Source organism: Streptomyces herbicida (assembly GCF_032656585.1).
Lineage (GTDB): Bacteria > Actinomycetota > Actinomycetes > Streptomycetales > Streptomycetaceae > Streptomyces > Streptomyces herbicida.
In genome coordinates this window covers 64,677-78,359 of the sequence record NZ_JAUYWJ010000012.1, presented here as the reverse complement: position 1 = coordinate 78,359, position 13,683 = coordinate 64,677, and the positions used below count along the sequence as shown (strand labels likewise).

The 13,683-nt window shown below is 72.8% G+C and carries 13 protein-coding genes and 1 pseudogene; 9 read left to right on the top strand and 5 right to left on the bottom strand.

Annotated features, from left to right (window positions below; translation table 11 throughout):
• Nucleotides 1-7 precede the first annotated feature (7 nt).
• Nucleotides 8-754 (top strand): YcnI family protein, encoded by a 747-nt coding sequence (locus Q8A52_RS24975; protein WP_316755385.1) that lies wholly within the window; start codon nucleotides 8-10, stop codon nucleotides 752-754.
• 66 nt (nucleotides 755-820) lie between these two features.
• Here the strand turns inward: Q8A52_RS24975 and Q8A52_RS24970 are convergent, their stop codons facing one another.
• The gene (locus Q8A52_RS24970) at nucleotides 821-1,594 is read right to left on the bottom strand and encodes a CDP-alcohol phosphatidyltransferase family protein (protein WP_316755383.1); all 774 of its coding nucleotides are present in this window, start codon (nucleotides 1,592-1,594) and stop codon (nucleotides 821-823) included.
• A gap of 107 nt (nucleotides 1,595-1,701) precedes the next feature.
• Between Q8A52_RS24970 and Q8A52_RS24965 the strand changes: the two genes are divergently transcribed.
• The 5 genes and pseudogenes from Q8A52_RS24965 to Q8A52_RS24945 form a co-directional block, all read left to right on the top strand.
• Entirely contained in the window at nucleotides 1,702-2,694 is a 993-nt protein-coding gene (locus Q8A52_RS24965; RefSeq protein ID WP_316755381.1) for a zinc-dependent alcohol dehydrogenase, read from the top strand.
• Between the two features lie 165 nt (nucleotides 2,695-2,859).
• Complete coding sequence (locus Q8A52_RS24960; protein ID WP_316755379.1) at nucleotides 2,860-3,258, top strand: 6-pyruvoyl trahydropterin synthase family protein; 399 nt, start codon at nucleotides 2,860-2,862, stop codon at nucleotides 3,256-3,258.
• Nucleotides 3,259-3,263: 5 nt separating this feature from the next.
• A complete protein-coding gene (locus Q8A52_RS24955; RefSeq protein ID WP_408649245.1) occupies nucleotides 3,264-4,442 on the top strand; it encodes a glycosyltransferase family 4 protein in 1,179 nt (392 codons plus the stop codon).
• Nucleotides 4,439-5,461, top strand: coding sequence for a trans-aconitate methyltransferase (locus tag Q8A52_RS24950; protein ID WP_316755375.1), 1,023 nt, complete (start codon nucleotides 4,439-4,441; stop codon nucleotides 5,459-5,461). The genes Q8A52_RS24955 and Q8A52_RS24950 overlap by 4 nt, the downstream gene beginning before the upstream one ends.
• A pseudogene (locus Q8A52_RS24945) lies at nucleotides 5,458-6,564 on the top strand (lysylphosphatidylglycerol synthase transmembrane domain-containing protein); the annotation flags it as partial. The gene Q8A52_RS24950 and the pseudogene Q8A52_RS24945, both read left to right, overlap by 4 nt.
• A gap of 164 nt (nucleotides 6,565-6,728) precedes the next feature.
• On the opposite strand, the gene Q8A52_RS24940 reads toward Q8A52_RS24945, so the two are convergent.
• Nucleotides 6,729-7,493, bottom strand: a complete 765-nt coding sequence (locus Q8A52_RS24940) for a creatininase family protein (protein ID WP_316755373.1) — start codon at nucleotides 7,491-7,493, stop codon at nucleotides 6,729-6,731.
• Nucleotides 7,494-7,531: 38 nt separating this feature from the next.
• On the opposite strand from Q8A52_RS24940, the gene ribA reads away from it, so the two are divergent.
• The 3 genes from ribA to Q8A52_RS24925 are packed head-to-tail and all read left to right on the top strand — an operon-like array spanning nucleotide 7,532 to nucleotide 10,338.
• Nucleotides 7,532-8,191: a GTP cyclohydrolase II gene (gene ribA / locus Q8A52_RS24935; RefSeq protein WP_316755371.1), complete on the top strand. Its 660-nt coding sequence runs from the start codon at nucleotides 7,532-7,534 to the stop codon at nucleotides 8,189-8,191.
• Nucleotides 8,192-8,224: 33 nt separating this feature from the next.
• A complete protein-coding gene (locus Q8A52_RS24930; protein WP_316755369.1) occupies nucleotides 8,225-9,196 on the top strand; it encodes an ornithine cyclodeaminase family protein in 972 nt (323 codons plus the stop codon).
• The gene (locus Q8A52_RS24925; RefSeq protein WP_316755367.1) at nucleotides 9,193-10,338 is read left to right on the top strand and encodes an NAD(P)/FAD-dependent oxidoreductase; all 1,146 of its coding nucleotides are present in this window, start codon (nucleotides 9,193-9,195) and stop codon (nucleotides 10,336-10,338) included. Before Q8A52_RS24930 ends, Q8A52_RS24925 begins: the two co-directional genes overlap by 4 nt.
• Before the next feature lie 35 nt (nucleotides 10,339-10,373).
• Here Q8A52_RS24925 and Q8A52_RS24920 read toward each other — a convergent pair whose 3' ends face one another.
• The 3 genes from Q8A52_RS24920 to Q8A52_RS24910 form a co-directional block, all read right to left on the bottom strand.
• Nucleotides 10,374-11,597, bottom strand: a complete 1,224-nt coding sequence (locus Q8A52_RS24920) for a serine hydrolase domain-containing protein (RefSeq protein WP_316755366.1) — start codon at nucleotides 11,595-11,597, stop codon at nucleotides 10,374-10,376.
• A 75-nt stretch (nucleotides 11,598-11,672) separates the two neighbouring features.
• Nucleotides 11,673-13,016, bottom strand: coding sequence for an MFS transporter (locus Q8A52_RS24915; protein WP_316755364.1), 1,344 nt, complete (start codon nucleotides 13,014-13,016; stop codon nucleotides 11,673-11,675).
• Nucleotides 13,013-13,594 (bottom strand): TetR/AcrR family transcriptional regulator, encoded by a 582-nt coding sequence (locus Q8A52_RS24910; RefSeq protein ID WP_316755362.1) that lies wholly within the window; start codon nucleotides 13,592-13,594, stop codon nucleotides 13,013-13,015. The genes Q8A52_RS24915 and Q8A52_RS24910 overlap by 4 nt, the downstream gene beginning before the upstream one ends.
• Nucleotides 13,595-13,683 lie beyond the last annotated feature (89 nt).

Here is a 13,683-nt window from a genome sequence, read left to right as displayed (position 1 = left end):
GTCTGCCATGTCCAGGAACCGCATCACCCTGCGCCGTGCAGCCGCCGTCGCCGCCCTCGCCGCCGCCGGAGTCCTCGGCGCCGCGGGTGTCGCCTCGGCGCATGTCACCGTCCACCCCGAGAGCTACGCCGAAGGAGCCACGGACGGTCTGCTGACCTTCCGTGTGCCCAACGAGGAGGACAGCGCGAGCACGACCAAGGTCCAGGTCTTCCTGCCCACCGACCACCCCGTCCTCGGCGTGCTCGTCCACCCGCAGGACGGCTGGACCGCCAAGGTGACCACCACCAAGCTCAAGAAGCCGGTCAAGACCGACGACGGCACCATCACCGAGGCCGTCTCCGCGATCACCTGGACCGGTGGCAAGATCGGGGCCGGTCAGTACGAGGACTTCGACGTGGCCTTCGGCCAGCTGCCGGAGGACGCCGGCCGGCTGACCTTCAAGACCCTCCAGACCTACTCCGACGGCAAGGTCGTCCGCTGGATCGAGCAGGGCGGGGAGGACGAGGCGGAGAATCCCGCGCCGGTGCTGAAGCTCACGGCCGGTGACGGTGAAAGCCCCGCTTCGCCGAACACGAAGGACGGCGACACCAAGAGCGGTGACGCGAAGAGCGGTTCCGCACAGGCCGCCTCGGACTCGGGCGACCCCAATGACTCCACCGCTCGCGGCCTCGGCAGCGCGGGGCTGATCGTCGGCGTCCTGGGCCTGGCGGCCGGGGCGTTCGCGATCGTGCGCAGCCGGTCGACACGCTCGTAACAGCCGTACGCGAAGGGCCCGGATCAGCAGCTGATCCGGGCCCTTCGCACGGTGCGGGGCGGGGTGTCACCGCGCGACGAGTTCCAGCATCTCCTCGCGGGCCTCCCGGGCGGGCGCCTCCGCGACGATCCGGGACGTCCGCCACAGCCACAGCACGTCCCGGCCGAACGACCACAGCAGCGACCCCAGGGCCAGCAGCGCCACGGCCATGTTCGCGGCGTGCGGGAGCAGTTCCGAGCCGGCCAGCAGCAGGCAGACGCCCTGGATCGCGGCGACCGTCTTGCGGGCGAAGGACGGCGGCAGCGGCGCGTTCAGCCAGGGAGCGACCTTGGCCGCGGCGACGAACGCGTAGCGCATCGCGCCGATCAGCAGCACCCACGGGCCGAGCTGCATCGAGACGTACACGCTCAGCACCAGGATCAGGAACGCGTCGACCTCCATGTCGAAACGGGCACCCAGCGCGGTCGACGTGCCGGTATGCCGGGCCACCTTCCCGTCGACGCCGTCCAGGATCAGCGCCACCGCCGTCAGTCCCACGAGGAGCGTGACCGGCGGAGAGCTCTCGAAGGAGTCGGCGACCAGCGCCGTCACCCCGCCCACCAGCGTCGCCCGGCCGAGGGTGACCCGGTTCGCCGGACCGAAGGAACGCGGCCGGGAGCGGTGCAGCGCCCGCGAGAGCACCGCCCAGCTCGCGATCGCGAACGCGAGCCCCGTCAGCCAGCCCGCCGGCCCCATGCCGATCGCCGAGCCGAGCAGGGCCAGCAACAGGATCTGCACGCCCGCTCCCACAGCGGTTTCCTGCTGGACCAGCCTGGCTTCGTAAGTGTTGTTCAGGGCCACCGCACGTCCTCCGGCCGAGTGACAGAGTCGATCAACGCCGCGTACTGTGCGCGGCCTGTGCACATCTCGGTACGTGAACAGGTTCCCGATCGTTCAGGAGGATGCCGATGAACCGCTCCGCGCGCGCTTTCTGGCTGAGCTCGCCGGGTCAGGGCGAGATCCGTGACGTCACCCTTACGGGTCCCGCCGAGGGCGAGGTGCTGGTGCGCTCGCTCTACTCCGGCGTGAGCCGCGGCACGGAGACGCTCGTCTTCCGCGGCGGCGTCCCGGCCAGCCAGCACACCGCGATGCGGGCGCCGTTCCAGGAGGGCGACTTCCCCGGACCGGTGAAGTACGGCTACCTCAATGTCGGCATGGTGGAGGAGGGACCGGATGAGCTGACCGGCCGAACGGTCTTCTGTCTGTATCCGCACCAGACCCGTTACGTCGTTCCGGTGAGCGCGGTGACCCCGGTGCCGGACCACGTGCCCGCCGAACGGGCCGTCCTCGCCGGGACGGTCGAGACGGCCGTGAACGCCCTGTGGGACGCCACACCCCTGGTCGGCGACCGGATCGCGGTGGTCGGCGGCGGCATGGTCGGCTGCTCGGTGGCCGCCCTGCTCGCCCGCTTCCCGGGGGTGCGGCTGCAGTTGGTCGACGCCGATCCGGCACGCGCCAAGACCGCCGAGGCCCTCGGCGTCGGTTTCGCCTCGCCCGCGGACGCCCTCGGCGACTGTGACCTGGTCGTGCACGCCAGCGCCACCGAACAGGGCCTCGCCCGCTCCCTCGAACTGCTCCGCGCCGAGGGCACCGTCCTCGAACTGAGCTGGTACGGCGACCGGCGCATCGCCCTGCCGCTCGGCGAGGCCTTCCACTCGCGGCGGCTCACCGTGCGCAGCAGCCAGGTCGGCACCGTCTCCCCGGCCCGCCGCGCGAGCCGCAGCTACGCCGACCGGCTCGCACTCGCCCTCGACCTGCTCGCCGACCCGGCGCTGGACGCCCTGGTCACCGGGGAGAGCGCGTTCGAGGAGCTCCCGGCGGTAATGCCGAGGCTCGCCTCGGGCGAGACCCCTGCCCTGTGCCACCGGGTCAGATACGCGGGCGGCGAAGACACAGCCTGACGGACCTGTTCAATCCGGTACGACAAACCGGGGCGACAAAAGCGCCTGACCTGAGAAAAGAGTGAGAGGGGGCTGAACACGGGGAAGCGAAGAGCCGTACTACACAGCATCCCCGCCAGCAAGGGGCCGGAGGGGCCAGACGCGCCGCACCTGGAGGGTCGTCCGTTGTTCAGCATCACCGTCCGCGATCACATCATGATCGCCCACAGCTTCCGCGGCGAGGTGTTCGGGCCCGCGCAACGACTGCACGGCGCCACGTTCCTCGTGGATGCCACCTTCCGCCGTCAGCAGCTGGACGACGACAACATCGTCGTCGACATCGGACTGGCCACGCAGGAACTGGGCGCCGTGGTCAGCGAGCTGAACTACCGCAACCTCGACAACGAGCCCGACTTCGCCGGCGTCAACACCTCCACGGAGTTCCTCGCCAAGGTCATCGCCGACCGGCTCGCCGAGCGCATCGAGAAGGGCGCCCTGGGCGAAGGCGCCAAGGGCCTGGCGGGCATCACGGTCACCCTGCACGAGTCGCATGTCGCCTGGGCGAGCTACGAGCGTGGCCTGTGACCGACATGGCCATCGACCGGGCCCCGGCCCTGACCTATGTGCCCGCGCAGCGCGCGGCCGCCCCTGCGAACGTCGGGATCATGCCCATGTCCCTGCGCACCGTGCACTTCGTCATGCCTGGCGGCGTCGACGACCCGGCTTCGCCGAGCGGCGGCAACGCCTACGACCGGCGCGTCTGCCTGGACCTGCCGGGCTTCGGCTGGCAGGTCACCAAGCACGCCGTCGACGGGGCCTGGCCCCGGCCCGGTGCGGCCGCCCGTGAACAACTCGCCCGTACGCTACGGGAACTGCCGGACGGCACGGTCGTCCTGCTGGACGGCCTGGTCGCCTGCGGCGTCCCCGAGATCGTCGTCCCCGAGGCCGAACGCCTGCGCCTCGCGGTGCTCGTGCACCTCCCGCTCGGCGACGAGACGGGCCTCGACCCGTCGGTGGCCGCGGACCTGGACGTCCGGGAGCGCGCGGTGCTGCGGGCCGTACCGGCCGTCGTGGCCACCAGCGACTGGGCGGTCCGCCGCCTCGTCTCCCACCACGGCCTCGCCCCCGAACGGGTCCATGTCGCCGCCCCCGGCGCCGACATCGCGCCTCTCGCCCCCGGTACCGACGGCGTCTCGCATCTGCTGTGCGTGGCCGCGGTGACTCCGCGCAAGGGCCAGCACCGGCTGGTGGAGGCCCTCGCGACGGTACGGGACCTGCCGTGGAACTGCGTCTGCGTGGGCGGACTCGGGCAGGACCCGGAGTACGTCGCACACCTGCGGTCCCTGATCGCGAAGTACGGCCTGACGGACCGCCTGCACCTCGTGGGCCCCCGCTCCGGCGCCGACCTCGACGCCAGCTACGCCGCCGCCGACCTGATGGTCCTCACCTCGTACGCGGAGACGTACGGCATGGCGGTCACGGAGGCCCTGGCCCGGGGCATCCCGGTCCTCGCCACCGATGTCGGCGGTCTGCCCGAGGCGGTCGGCCGCGCCCCCGACGGCGGTGTCCCGGGCATTCTCTTCCCGCCGGAGGATCCCGCCGCGCTCGCCGCCGAACTGCGCGGCTGGTTCGGCGAGCCCGATGTGCGCCGTCGGCTGAAGGCCGCCGCCCGCGGCCGCCGCGCGGCCCTCGACGGCTGGGCGACCACGGCCCGCAGCCTGGCCGGAGTACTGCTGAGGCTCCCTGACGAACCCCGGCGGGCGGCATGAGGAAGACGACGGTGAGCACGCCGACCGGGGCGATCCCGGCACAGCCGGGGCCGCGGGGCGAGGAGCCCCCGCCGGTGTCCGGACCGGAGAGCGAGGAGGGGGTGTCCGACGTGATCGCAGGTGCCGGACCCGTGACACGGCCCGGGGAGCGGGCCACCGTGCGGCTGCGGGAGGGCGGGCCCGAGGAGCCGCCACGGTACGCGCCCGAGTGGCTGGAGCTGCGCGAGACCGCCGACGCCGCCGCCCGCTCGGTCGATCTGCTCGACCCGCTGCGGATCCGGCTGGCCAATCTGCCGGGGCGGACGGGCGGGGTCGCCGTGCACGACCTCGGCTGCGGCACCGGCTCGATGGGCCGCTGGCTCGCGCCCCGGCTGGACGGCGCGCAGCACTGGATCCTGCACGACCGCGACCCCTACCTCCTGCACTTCGCCGCGGTGGCCTCGCCGCGCGCCGCCGCCGACGGCAGCCGGGTCACGGTGGAGACACGGCGTGGCGAGATGGCCCGGCTGACCCCGGACGCGCTGCTCGGCGCCTCCCTGGTGACGGCCTCCGCGCTGCTCGACGTCCTTACCCGCGAGGAGGTCGAGACCCTCGCGGACGCGTGCGTCGGGGCCGGCTGCCCGGCCCTGCTGACCCTCTCGGTGGCCGGACGCGTCGAACTCACCCCGTCGGACCCGCTGGACGCCGAGATAGCGGAGGCGTTCAACGCCCACCAGCGCCGCGGCGGCCTCCTCGGCCCCGACGCGGTCACCGTGGCCTGCGAGGTCTTCGGTGAGCGCGGCGCGACGGTGAAGGTGAATCCGAGCCCGTGGCAGTTGGGTCCGGCCGAGTCGGCGCTGACCGCCCAGTGGCTGCGCGGCTGGGTGGGCGCTGCCGTCGAAGAGCGTCCCGAACTGCGCGAGCGCGCCGACCGTTACCTCCAGGAGCGGCTGGCCGCCTGCGAGGCCGGTGAGCTGCACGCCGTCGTCCACCACAGCGACATGCTGGCGCTGCCCCGGCCGAGGGGCGGGGCGTCATGAGCACCCAGGCGGTGGGCGCCGGGGCGAAGTCCCGCGCGACACGGGCGACCGGCCACGGGCGCCCGACGCCCACGACACCGGCACGCGCGCGCGTGCGCAGGACCGACACGGCGGCGTCCGCGGGCCTGCGGGACGGCGGCTGTCTCGTCGTCCCCGCCCAGGCGCCCGACGCCGGCTCCGCGCTCGTCCCGGCCGGTGCGGAGGCCGGCGCGCTCGCGGCCCCGGGCGGCGCCCCGGGTGCCGGGGATCGGCGCGGCACCGGCCCGCGCCGTCTTCTCGGCCGTCTCGAGCTCCGCGCGGTGCGCGCGCACTTCGGCACCGTCGCCGGAGTCGCCATCCTCGCCGCACTGCTGTGGAAGCTCGGCACCGGCGTCTTCCTGGACGGACTGCGGCGGATCGACTCGCCGACGCTGCTGGCCGCCGTGGCCGTCGGGGTGGTCACCACCGTGTTCAGCGCCTGGCGTTGGCAGCTGGTGGCCCGGGGGCTGCGGATCCGGCTGCCGCTCGGACCCGCCGTGGCCGACTACTACCGTGCGCTGTTCCTCAACGCCGCCCTGCCCGGCGGCGTCCTCGGCGATGTGCACCGCGCGGTGCGGCACGGGCAGAGCGCCGGTGACATGGGCCGCGCCGTGCGGGCGGTCGTCCTGGAGCGCGTCGCCGGGCAGATCGCGCTGGCCGTCCTCGGCGGTGCGGCGCTGCTGACCCTGCCGTCCCCGGTGCGGGACGACGTGCGCGGCTTCGCCCCGCTGGTGGCCCTGGCCGCGGCGGGCGCGCTCGCCGTCGTCCTCGCGATCCGCATGAACCGCGCGCCCTCCCGCCGCGGCGGCGCGCTGCGCAGGACGCTCGGCGAGGCACGCCAGGGCCTGCTGTCCCGCGGCAACTGGCCGGGCATCACGCTCTCCTCGGTGGTCGTCCTCGCCGGGCACGTCGCGATGTTCGTCGTGGCGGCCCAGGTCGCCGGCTCCGGCGCCTCCGTCGCGGTGCTGATCCCGATCGCGATCCTCGCTCTGGTCGCCATGGGCGTCCCGTTGAACGTCGGCGGGTTCGGCCCCCGGGAGGGCGTCACCGCCTGGGCGTTCGGCGCCGCCGGACTGGGCGCGAGCAGCGGAGTGGCCGTCGCGGTCGTGTACGGCGTGCTGAGTTTCGTGGCGAGCCTGCCCGGCGCCGTCGTCCTGGTCGTCCGCTGGTACACCGGGCTGCGCTCCGGTGCCGGGTCCCTGACCGCCGACGCGGTTTCGGAACCCGACGCCCGGGCCACCGGCGCGGACTACCCGAGCCCGTCCGATGACGTGAGCAACTCGAAATACGCGCCGAAGGAATCGGCGAGGCTCGCCAGCAGTTCCTTCCCCTTTTCCGCCGACCCCAGGGAAGGACGGCCGATGACGCCCGACTCGGTATAGCGGGACATTCCTGTGGTGAGCAGATGACGGCGGTCGTCCGCGGTGAAATCGGCGGACTCGTAACCAGGGCGGACCAATTCGGGATGAGCGTGCAGCAGAATGGAGGTCTCGATTTCCCCCGCGTGCATGTCGGTGAGCAGCGAGGTCCGCACTCCGGCCCGCTCCAGCGCCGTCTCCCAGTCCTCCGCGGCCGGGAAGAGCGCCATCCGCTCCCCGCGCGCGGAGGACTCCTGAACGACGTTTCCCAGTACGTAGTTGCCGCCGTGGCCGTTGACCACGACGAGGGCGTCGACGCCCGACCGGCGCAGCGACGCGGCGATGTCCCGCACTACCGCATGAAGGGTCACGGACGAGATGCTGACGGTCCCCGGCCAGGCCGCGTGCTCGTGCGAGCAGGCGATCGTCACCGGAGGGAGGAGGTGCACCGGGTACGTTGCGGCGATCTCCCGTGCGACGGCACAGGCGACCAGGGTGTCGGTCGCCAGGGGAAGGAAGGGGCCGTGCTGTTCGAAGCTCCCGACCGGAAGGACGGCGACCTGTGTTGAGACACCGGCCGCCCGCGTCCGTACGTCTTCCGTGGTGTCCGCCGGCAACAACCCGTATGCCGCCGTAGGCGCGCCCGAACCACTCATCTTTTCACGGCCTTTCGTCTCTGCTTAGGAATCAGATCATGACAGAAAACATCGGCGTACTCGGCAAGAAGACCCCACGGCGTTCGGGCGTGGAACGCGTCGTGAATGCACCGTTGCCGACCGTGTACGGGAAATTCCAGGCGATCGGCTACCTGGACCACGATCGCGGTGACGAGCAAGTGGCCCTGGTCTACGGCGACATCGGCACCGACGACGTTCTCACCCGGCTGCACTCGGAGTGCCTTACCGGCGACGCGTTCGGCTCCCAGCACTGCGAATGCGGCGACCAGCTCGCCGCCGCGCTGCGCGCGGTCGTCGCCGAAGGCAGCGGCATCGTCGTCTACTTGAGGGGTCACGAGGGCCGGGGCATCGGTCTGCTGGCCAAGCTGCGCGCGATGGCCCTGCAGGCGGAGGGCCTGGACACGGTGGAGGCGAACCTCGCCCTGGGCCTGCCGGTCGACGCCCGCGACTACGGCGTCGCCGCCGGGATCCTGCGCGACCTGGGGGTCCGCTCCGTACGTCTGATGTCCAACAACCCGCGCAAGCGCGAATCGCTGGTCCAGCACGGCATAGAGGTCCCCGAGACGGTCCCGCTGCTGATCGAGCCGTGCGAGAACAACATCACCTATCTGCGCACCAAGCGGGAGCGTCTGGACCACAACCTGCCCCATCTGGACGCGGTCGCCCACTGGTCCTGATTCGCCGTGCGACGGCCCGGACAGGATGAGGGGATGACCGAAGACGTCCTCTTCCTCTCCGGCGAGCAGGTGGTGCGGCTGCTCGCCCTCGACGCGGCGATCGCCTCGCAGCGGGCGGCCTTCACCGCGCTCGGGACCGGTGACGCCGACCTGCCCGGGAAGATCATGGAGCCGAGCCGCTTCGACGACAGCGTGGTCTTCGCCTACATCGCCAGGCTCTCGGCGGACACCGGCCCGGTGGCGAAGTTCGGCAGCGTCAACCCGGGCAACGCGGCCGCCGGGCTGCCCACCGTGCATGCGGTCGTCACCGCCCTGGACCCGGTGACCGGCCGGCTCGCCGCCGTCCTGGACGGCACCGCGCTGACCACTTTGCGCACGGCAGCGGGCAGCGCCGTGGCCGTGGACGCGCTGGCGGTCCCCGGCGGCGTGGAGCCGGCCATTCTGGGCTCGGGTACCCAGGCCCTCGCCCATGCACGGGCGATCGCCCGGGTGCGGGAGGTGACGTCCGTACGGCTGTGGAGCCCGACCCCCGCGCACCGCGCCCGCGCCGCCCGGGCCCTGGCGGCCGAACTGGATGTTCCGGTGCATGCGGCCGACAGTGCCGAGGAGGCCGTGACCGGGGCGTCGCTGGTGGCCGCCTGCACCCTCAGCACGACACCCGTGGTGCGTGGCGAGTGGCTGGCGCCCGGGTGCACAGTGGTCAGTGTGGGCTCGTTCGAGCCGACCCGGCGCGAGGTCGACACCGAGGTCGTACGACGGGCCGCCGCCGTCGTCGTGGACGATCCGGCGACGGCGGCGGAGCATGCCGGACCCGTCGTGGACGCGCTGCACGACGGTCTGCTCGCGCCCGGGGACCTGGTCCCGCTGGGGGAGGTGCTCACCGGACGGCGCGCCGCCCGCACCTCGCCCGACGACATCGTCTACTACAACAGCGTCGGACTCGGCATCCAGGACGCCGCGGCGGCCTGGGCCGTGATCCGTGCGGCGAAGGAGGCACGCGCGTGAATCTCCAGGCCCGGGTCGTGGTCATCGGCGGCGGTGTGATGGGCACCAGCATCGCCTACCACCTGGCGCGCGCCGGTGTACGGGACGTCGTGCTGGTCGAACGGGACGAACTCGCCGCCGGTTCCACGTCGAAGGCGGCGGGCGGGGTGCGGGCGCAGTTCTCCGACGAGCTCAACATCCAGCTCGGGGCCAGGAGTCTGGAGGCGTTCGGGCGATTCCAGGAGGAGGTCGGGTACGACATCGGGCTGCGCCGCGTCGGCTACCTCTTCCTGCTGTCGACACCCGAGGAGGTCGCTTCCTTCGAGGCGGGCGTCCGGCTGCAGAACTCCCTCGGCGTGCCCAGCCGCCTGATCAGCCCGGAGGAGGCCCGGCGCCTGTCCCCGCCGATCACCACCGAGGGTCTGCTGGCCGCCGCGTACTCCCCGGACGATGGCCACTGCACTCCGGAGTCCGTCGTCCACGGCTACGCGGCCGCCGCCCGGGCCCGGGGCGCCCGCATTCTGCGCCACGTGGAGGTCACCGGCATCGAACTGCACGGAGCCACCATCACCGCCGTGACGACCACCCTCGGCCGGATCGCCACCGGCACGGTGATCTGCGCGGCCGGCGCCTGGTCGGGGGCGGTCGGTGCGATGGCGGGCGTGGACCTGCCGGTGCAGCCGCTGCGCCGACAGATCGCGGTCACCGAACCCGTCCCAGGACTGCCGCCGTCGCTCCCCATGACCATCGACTTCACCACCAGCCTCTACTTCCACTCCGAGGGGCCGGGCCTCCTCGTCGGCATGTCCGACCCCGACGAGAAGCCCGGCTTCGCCACCGACACCCACGACCGCTGGATCCCCCGCCTGTACGAGGCGATGGAGCGGCGCGCGCCCGCCCTGCTCGACCTGCGTCGCACCGGCGGCTGGGCGGGCCTGTACGAGAACACGCCCGACCACAACGCCCTGATCGGCGAGGCGACTTCGGTCTCCCGCTTCCTGTACGCGACGGGCTTCTCCGGCCATGGCTTCCTGCAGGGGCCGGCCGTCGGCGAGGTGGTCCGCGACCTGTACCTCGGCCGCGAACCCTTCCTGGACGTCGGCCCGTTGAGCGCCGCCCGCTTCGCCGCCGACGCGCCGCGCCCGGAGGCCAATCTGGTGTGACGGAGCCGGGCCCGTGCCGCGAAGCCGGTTCGCCCTCAGTCGATGACCGCCTCGTGCACCAGACGCTTCAGTTCCGGGAACACCTTCAGCGTCTTCGGCCGGACCTGGGTCATGAACTGGACGGTCAGGTCGCGGCTCGGGTCGACCCAGAAGGTGGTGGTCGCCACGCCGCTCCAGCCGTACGCGCCGAGGCCCGTCGGGGCGAGGGTGCGGGACGGGTCGATCACGACGGAGACGTTGAAGCCGAAGCCGACGCCCTCGTTGCCGGGTTCCTGGTGGGCGGGGGCACCGAAGGTGCGCAGGTCGACGCCGCCGGGGAGGTGATTGCCGGTCATCAGGGCGACCGTGCCGGGGGACAGGAGGCGGGTGCCGTCCAGTTCGCCACCCCGGCGGAGCATCTCCATGAAGCGGTGGTAGTCGTGCGCCGTGGCCGCCATGCCGCCGCTGCCGGACAGGAAGCGCGGCCGGCCGTGCAATGGGAGCCCGGGGATCGGGGTGATGCCGCCGTCGTCCGTCTCGCCGTACAACTCCGAGAGCCGCGGGGCCTGTTCGGGAGTGATGTGGAGTCCGGCGTCCGTCATGCCCAGCGGGCGGAAGATCCGCTCGGCGAAGAACTCGTCCAGCGGCTGCCCGGAGACCACCTCGATGACCCGGCCGAGCACATTGGAGGCGACCGAGTAGTTCCACTGCGTCCCCGGCTCGAACTGCAGCGGCAGGCTCGCGTACACGTCGATCGTCTCGGCGAGGTCCGCGCCCGGCGGTACCGAGGACTCCAAGTGGGCGTCGCGGTAGAGGGCGTCGACGGGATGGGAGTGGTAGAAGCCGAACGTCAGGCCCGCGGTGTGGGTGAGCAGATGCCGGATCAGGATCGGCCCGTCGGCGGGGCGGGTGCGCACCTCGGCCCCCGATCCGCTCACATACACCCGCGGTTCGGCGAACACGGGAAGGTGATGGCCGACCGGGTCGTCCAGCGACAGCCTGCCCTCCTCCACCAGCAGCAGCGTCGCGACCGCGGTGACCGGCTTGGTCATCGAGTAGATCCGCCAGAGCGTGTCCGGCTCGACCGGCAGCCCGGCCGCGAGGTCCCGGTGGCCGTGCGTGGTGAGGTGGGCGACACGGCCGCCGCGGGCCACGGACACCAGGTAGCCGGGCAGGCGTCCGTCGTCGACGTAGTGCGCGAAGTGCTGGTCGAGGCGGTCAAGGGCCTTCGCGTCCAGCCCGACCTCGTCCGGCTCGACTTCCTGTCGCAGCTGTGCCATCGCTCTCCTCCGGTCGCGTCGTACGCGATGCGGTCCGGCATACCCCTGCGGGGCCGCCTCTGACCTCATCGAATCTCATCGTCGCTCAGAAACGCGGGAACGGGCCCGCTCATCCGGGTGTTGTGTGATCGACGCGACGCAGCGGCCGGGAAGCGCGCGGGCGGCCGTCGCGCCCGCCGCGGCCAGGGCGGCAAGCACGGTCAGCGGCAGCGCGGTGCCCGCACCCATGAGCGCGGTGGCCGCCGCCACGCCCAGCGTCGGGCCGATGTTGAGGGCGGTCTGCTGCAGTCCGCCCGCGACTCCGGCCGACCCGGCGTCCGCCTGCCGTACGACGACATGGGTCGCCGCCACCATCACCGTGCCGAACCCGGCGCCCAGCAGCGCGAATCCGCAGCACAGGGCGAGGGTGCCCGACGCCCGGGACAGCAGCAGGACGCCGAGCGCGAGGGCCGCCATCGCCGCTCCCGTCGTACGGCGGGCACCGACCCGGCGCAGCAGTACGGCACAGCCGGGAGCCGACAGCACCATCAGCACCGCCAGCGGCAGGCTGCGCAGGGCGCTCTGGAACGGGTCGAGGCCGAGCCTGCCCTGCAGGACGTAGGTGCCGACGAACAGCGTGCCGAACAGGGACGCCGACGCGGCGACCAGAATGCCCAGCGCTGCGCCCACGGACGCCGAGCCGATCACCTCCGGTGGCAGCAATGGGCTCGCGGTACGGCGTTCGTGCCGGACGAAGGCGGCGCCGGTGAGGGCGGCCAGGCACAGACCGAGCGGATGCGGTGCGACCAGTGAGTCGACCAGGCAGGCCAGCGTCACGGCGAGCAGCAGGGCGCCCGGCAGGTCCAGCGGCCGGCCCGGGGCGCCGGCGAGATCGGGGCCGCGGGCGGCGAGGGCGAGCACGCCGAAGCCGAGCGCGGGCAGCACATTGAGGAAGAAGACGGCCCGCCAGCCCAGCCCGGTGACGAGCGCCCCGCCCACGACCGGCCCCGCGGCGGCCGCGAGCCCGATGGCGCTGGTCCGCACCGCGAGCGGCATCGCGAGCCGGTCCGGTGGGAACGCGGCACGGAGCATCCCCAGCGTGGCCGGTTGCAGCAGCGCGCCGAACACGCCCTGCGCGACCCGGAGTGCGATCACCCAGCCCACGCCGGGCGCGAGGCCGATGCCCGCCGAGGCCGCACCGAAACCGAGCATGCCGTAGGCGAACACCCGCCGTTGCCCGTACCGGTCGCCGAGCCGCCCGGCGAACACCAACAGGCTTGCCACCGCGATGAGATAGGCGGCGCTGGTCCACTGGACCTGCGCGAACGACGCGTGCAGATCCCGTTGCAGGGTGGGCTGCGCGACGGTGAGGACCGTACCGTCCAGGGCGACGACCACGGCACCCATCACGCTGCTCGCCAGGGTGATCCGACGGTTCACCGTGCGCCTTCCGGTCCGAGGTGGGCGTCGAGGGCGGAGCGCAGCAGCGGGGCGAAGTCCTGTGCGCCGGTGGCGAGTCGGAGGCTTCCCCAGGCCCACAGCTGGGCGATGCCGTGCAGGTTCGCCCACAGCGCGCCGGCCACGAGGGAGGCGTCCGCGTCCGGCCGGACCCGGCCGACCAGGTCCGTCAGCAGACCGAAGAGCGGCAGGCTGGTCTCGCGCAGGCCCAAGTGGCCGCTTTCCAGAAGATCATGGCGGAACATCAGCTCGTACATGCCCGGGTTGTCCAGCGCGAACCGCAGATAGCCGTCCGCCAGTGCCGTCAGCTGCGCGCGCGGCTGTGCCGTGTGGTCGCCGAGCACCGTGCCCGCCCGGTCGGCCAGCGCGTCGAAGCCGCGGCGCGCGATGGCCGACAGCAACTCCAGATGGCTGGGGAAGTAGCGGCGCGGCGCCCCGTGCGAGACCCCCGCACGGCGGGCGATCTCCCGCAGGGTCAGTGCCTGGGCGCCCTCGGCGGCCACCAGTGCCACGCCGACGTCGACCAGCCGGGTCCGCAGACCCGTATCGGACTCACTCATAGACACTGTCTACCAGGCTTTAGTAGACGGTGTCTACCGACCCGGTGGGAAGCGCCCGCGCGGGAATGCGCGGCCCGTCCCGCGCCGTT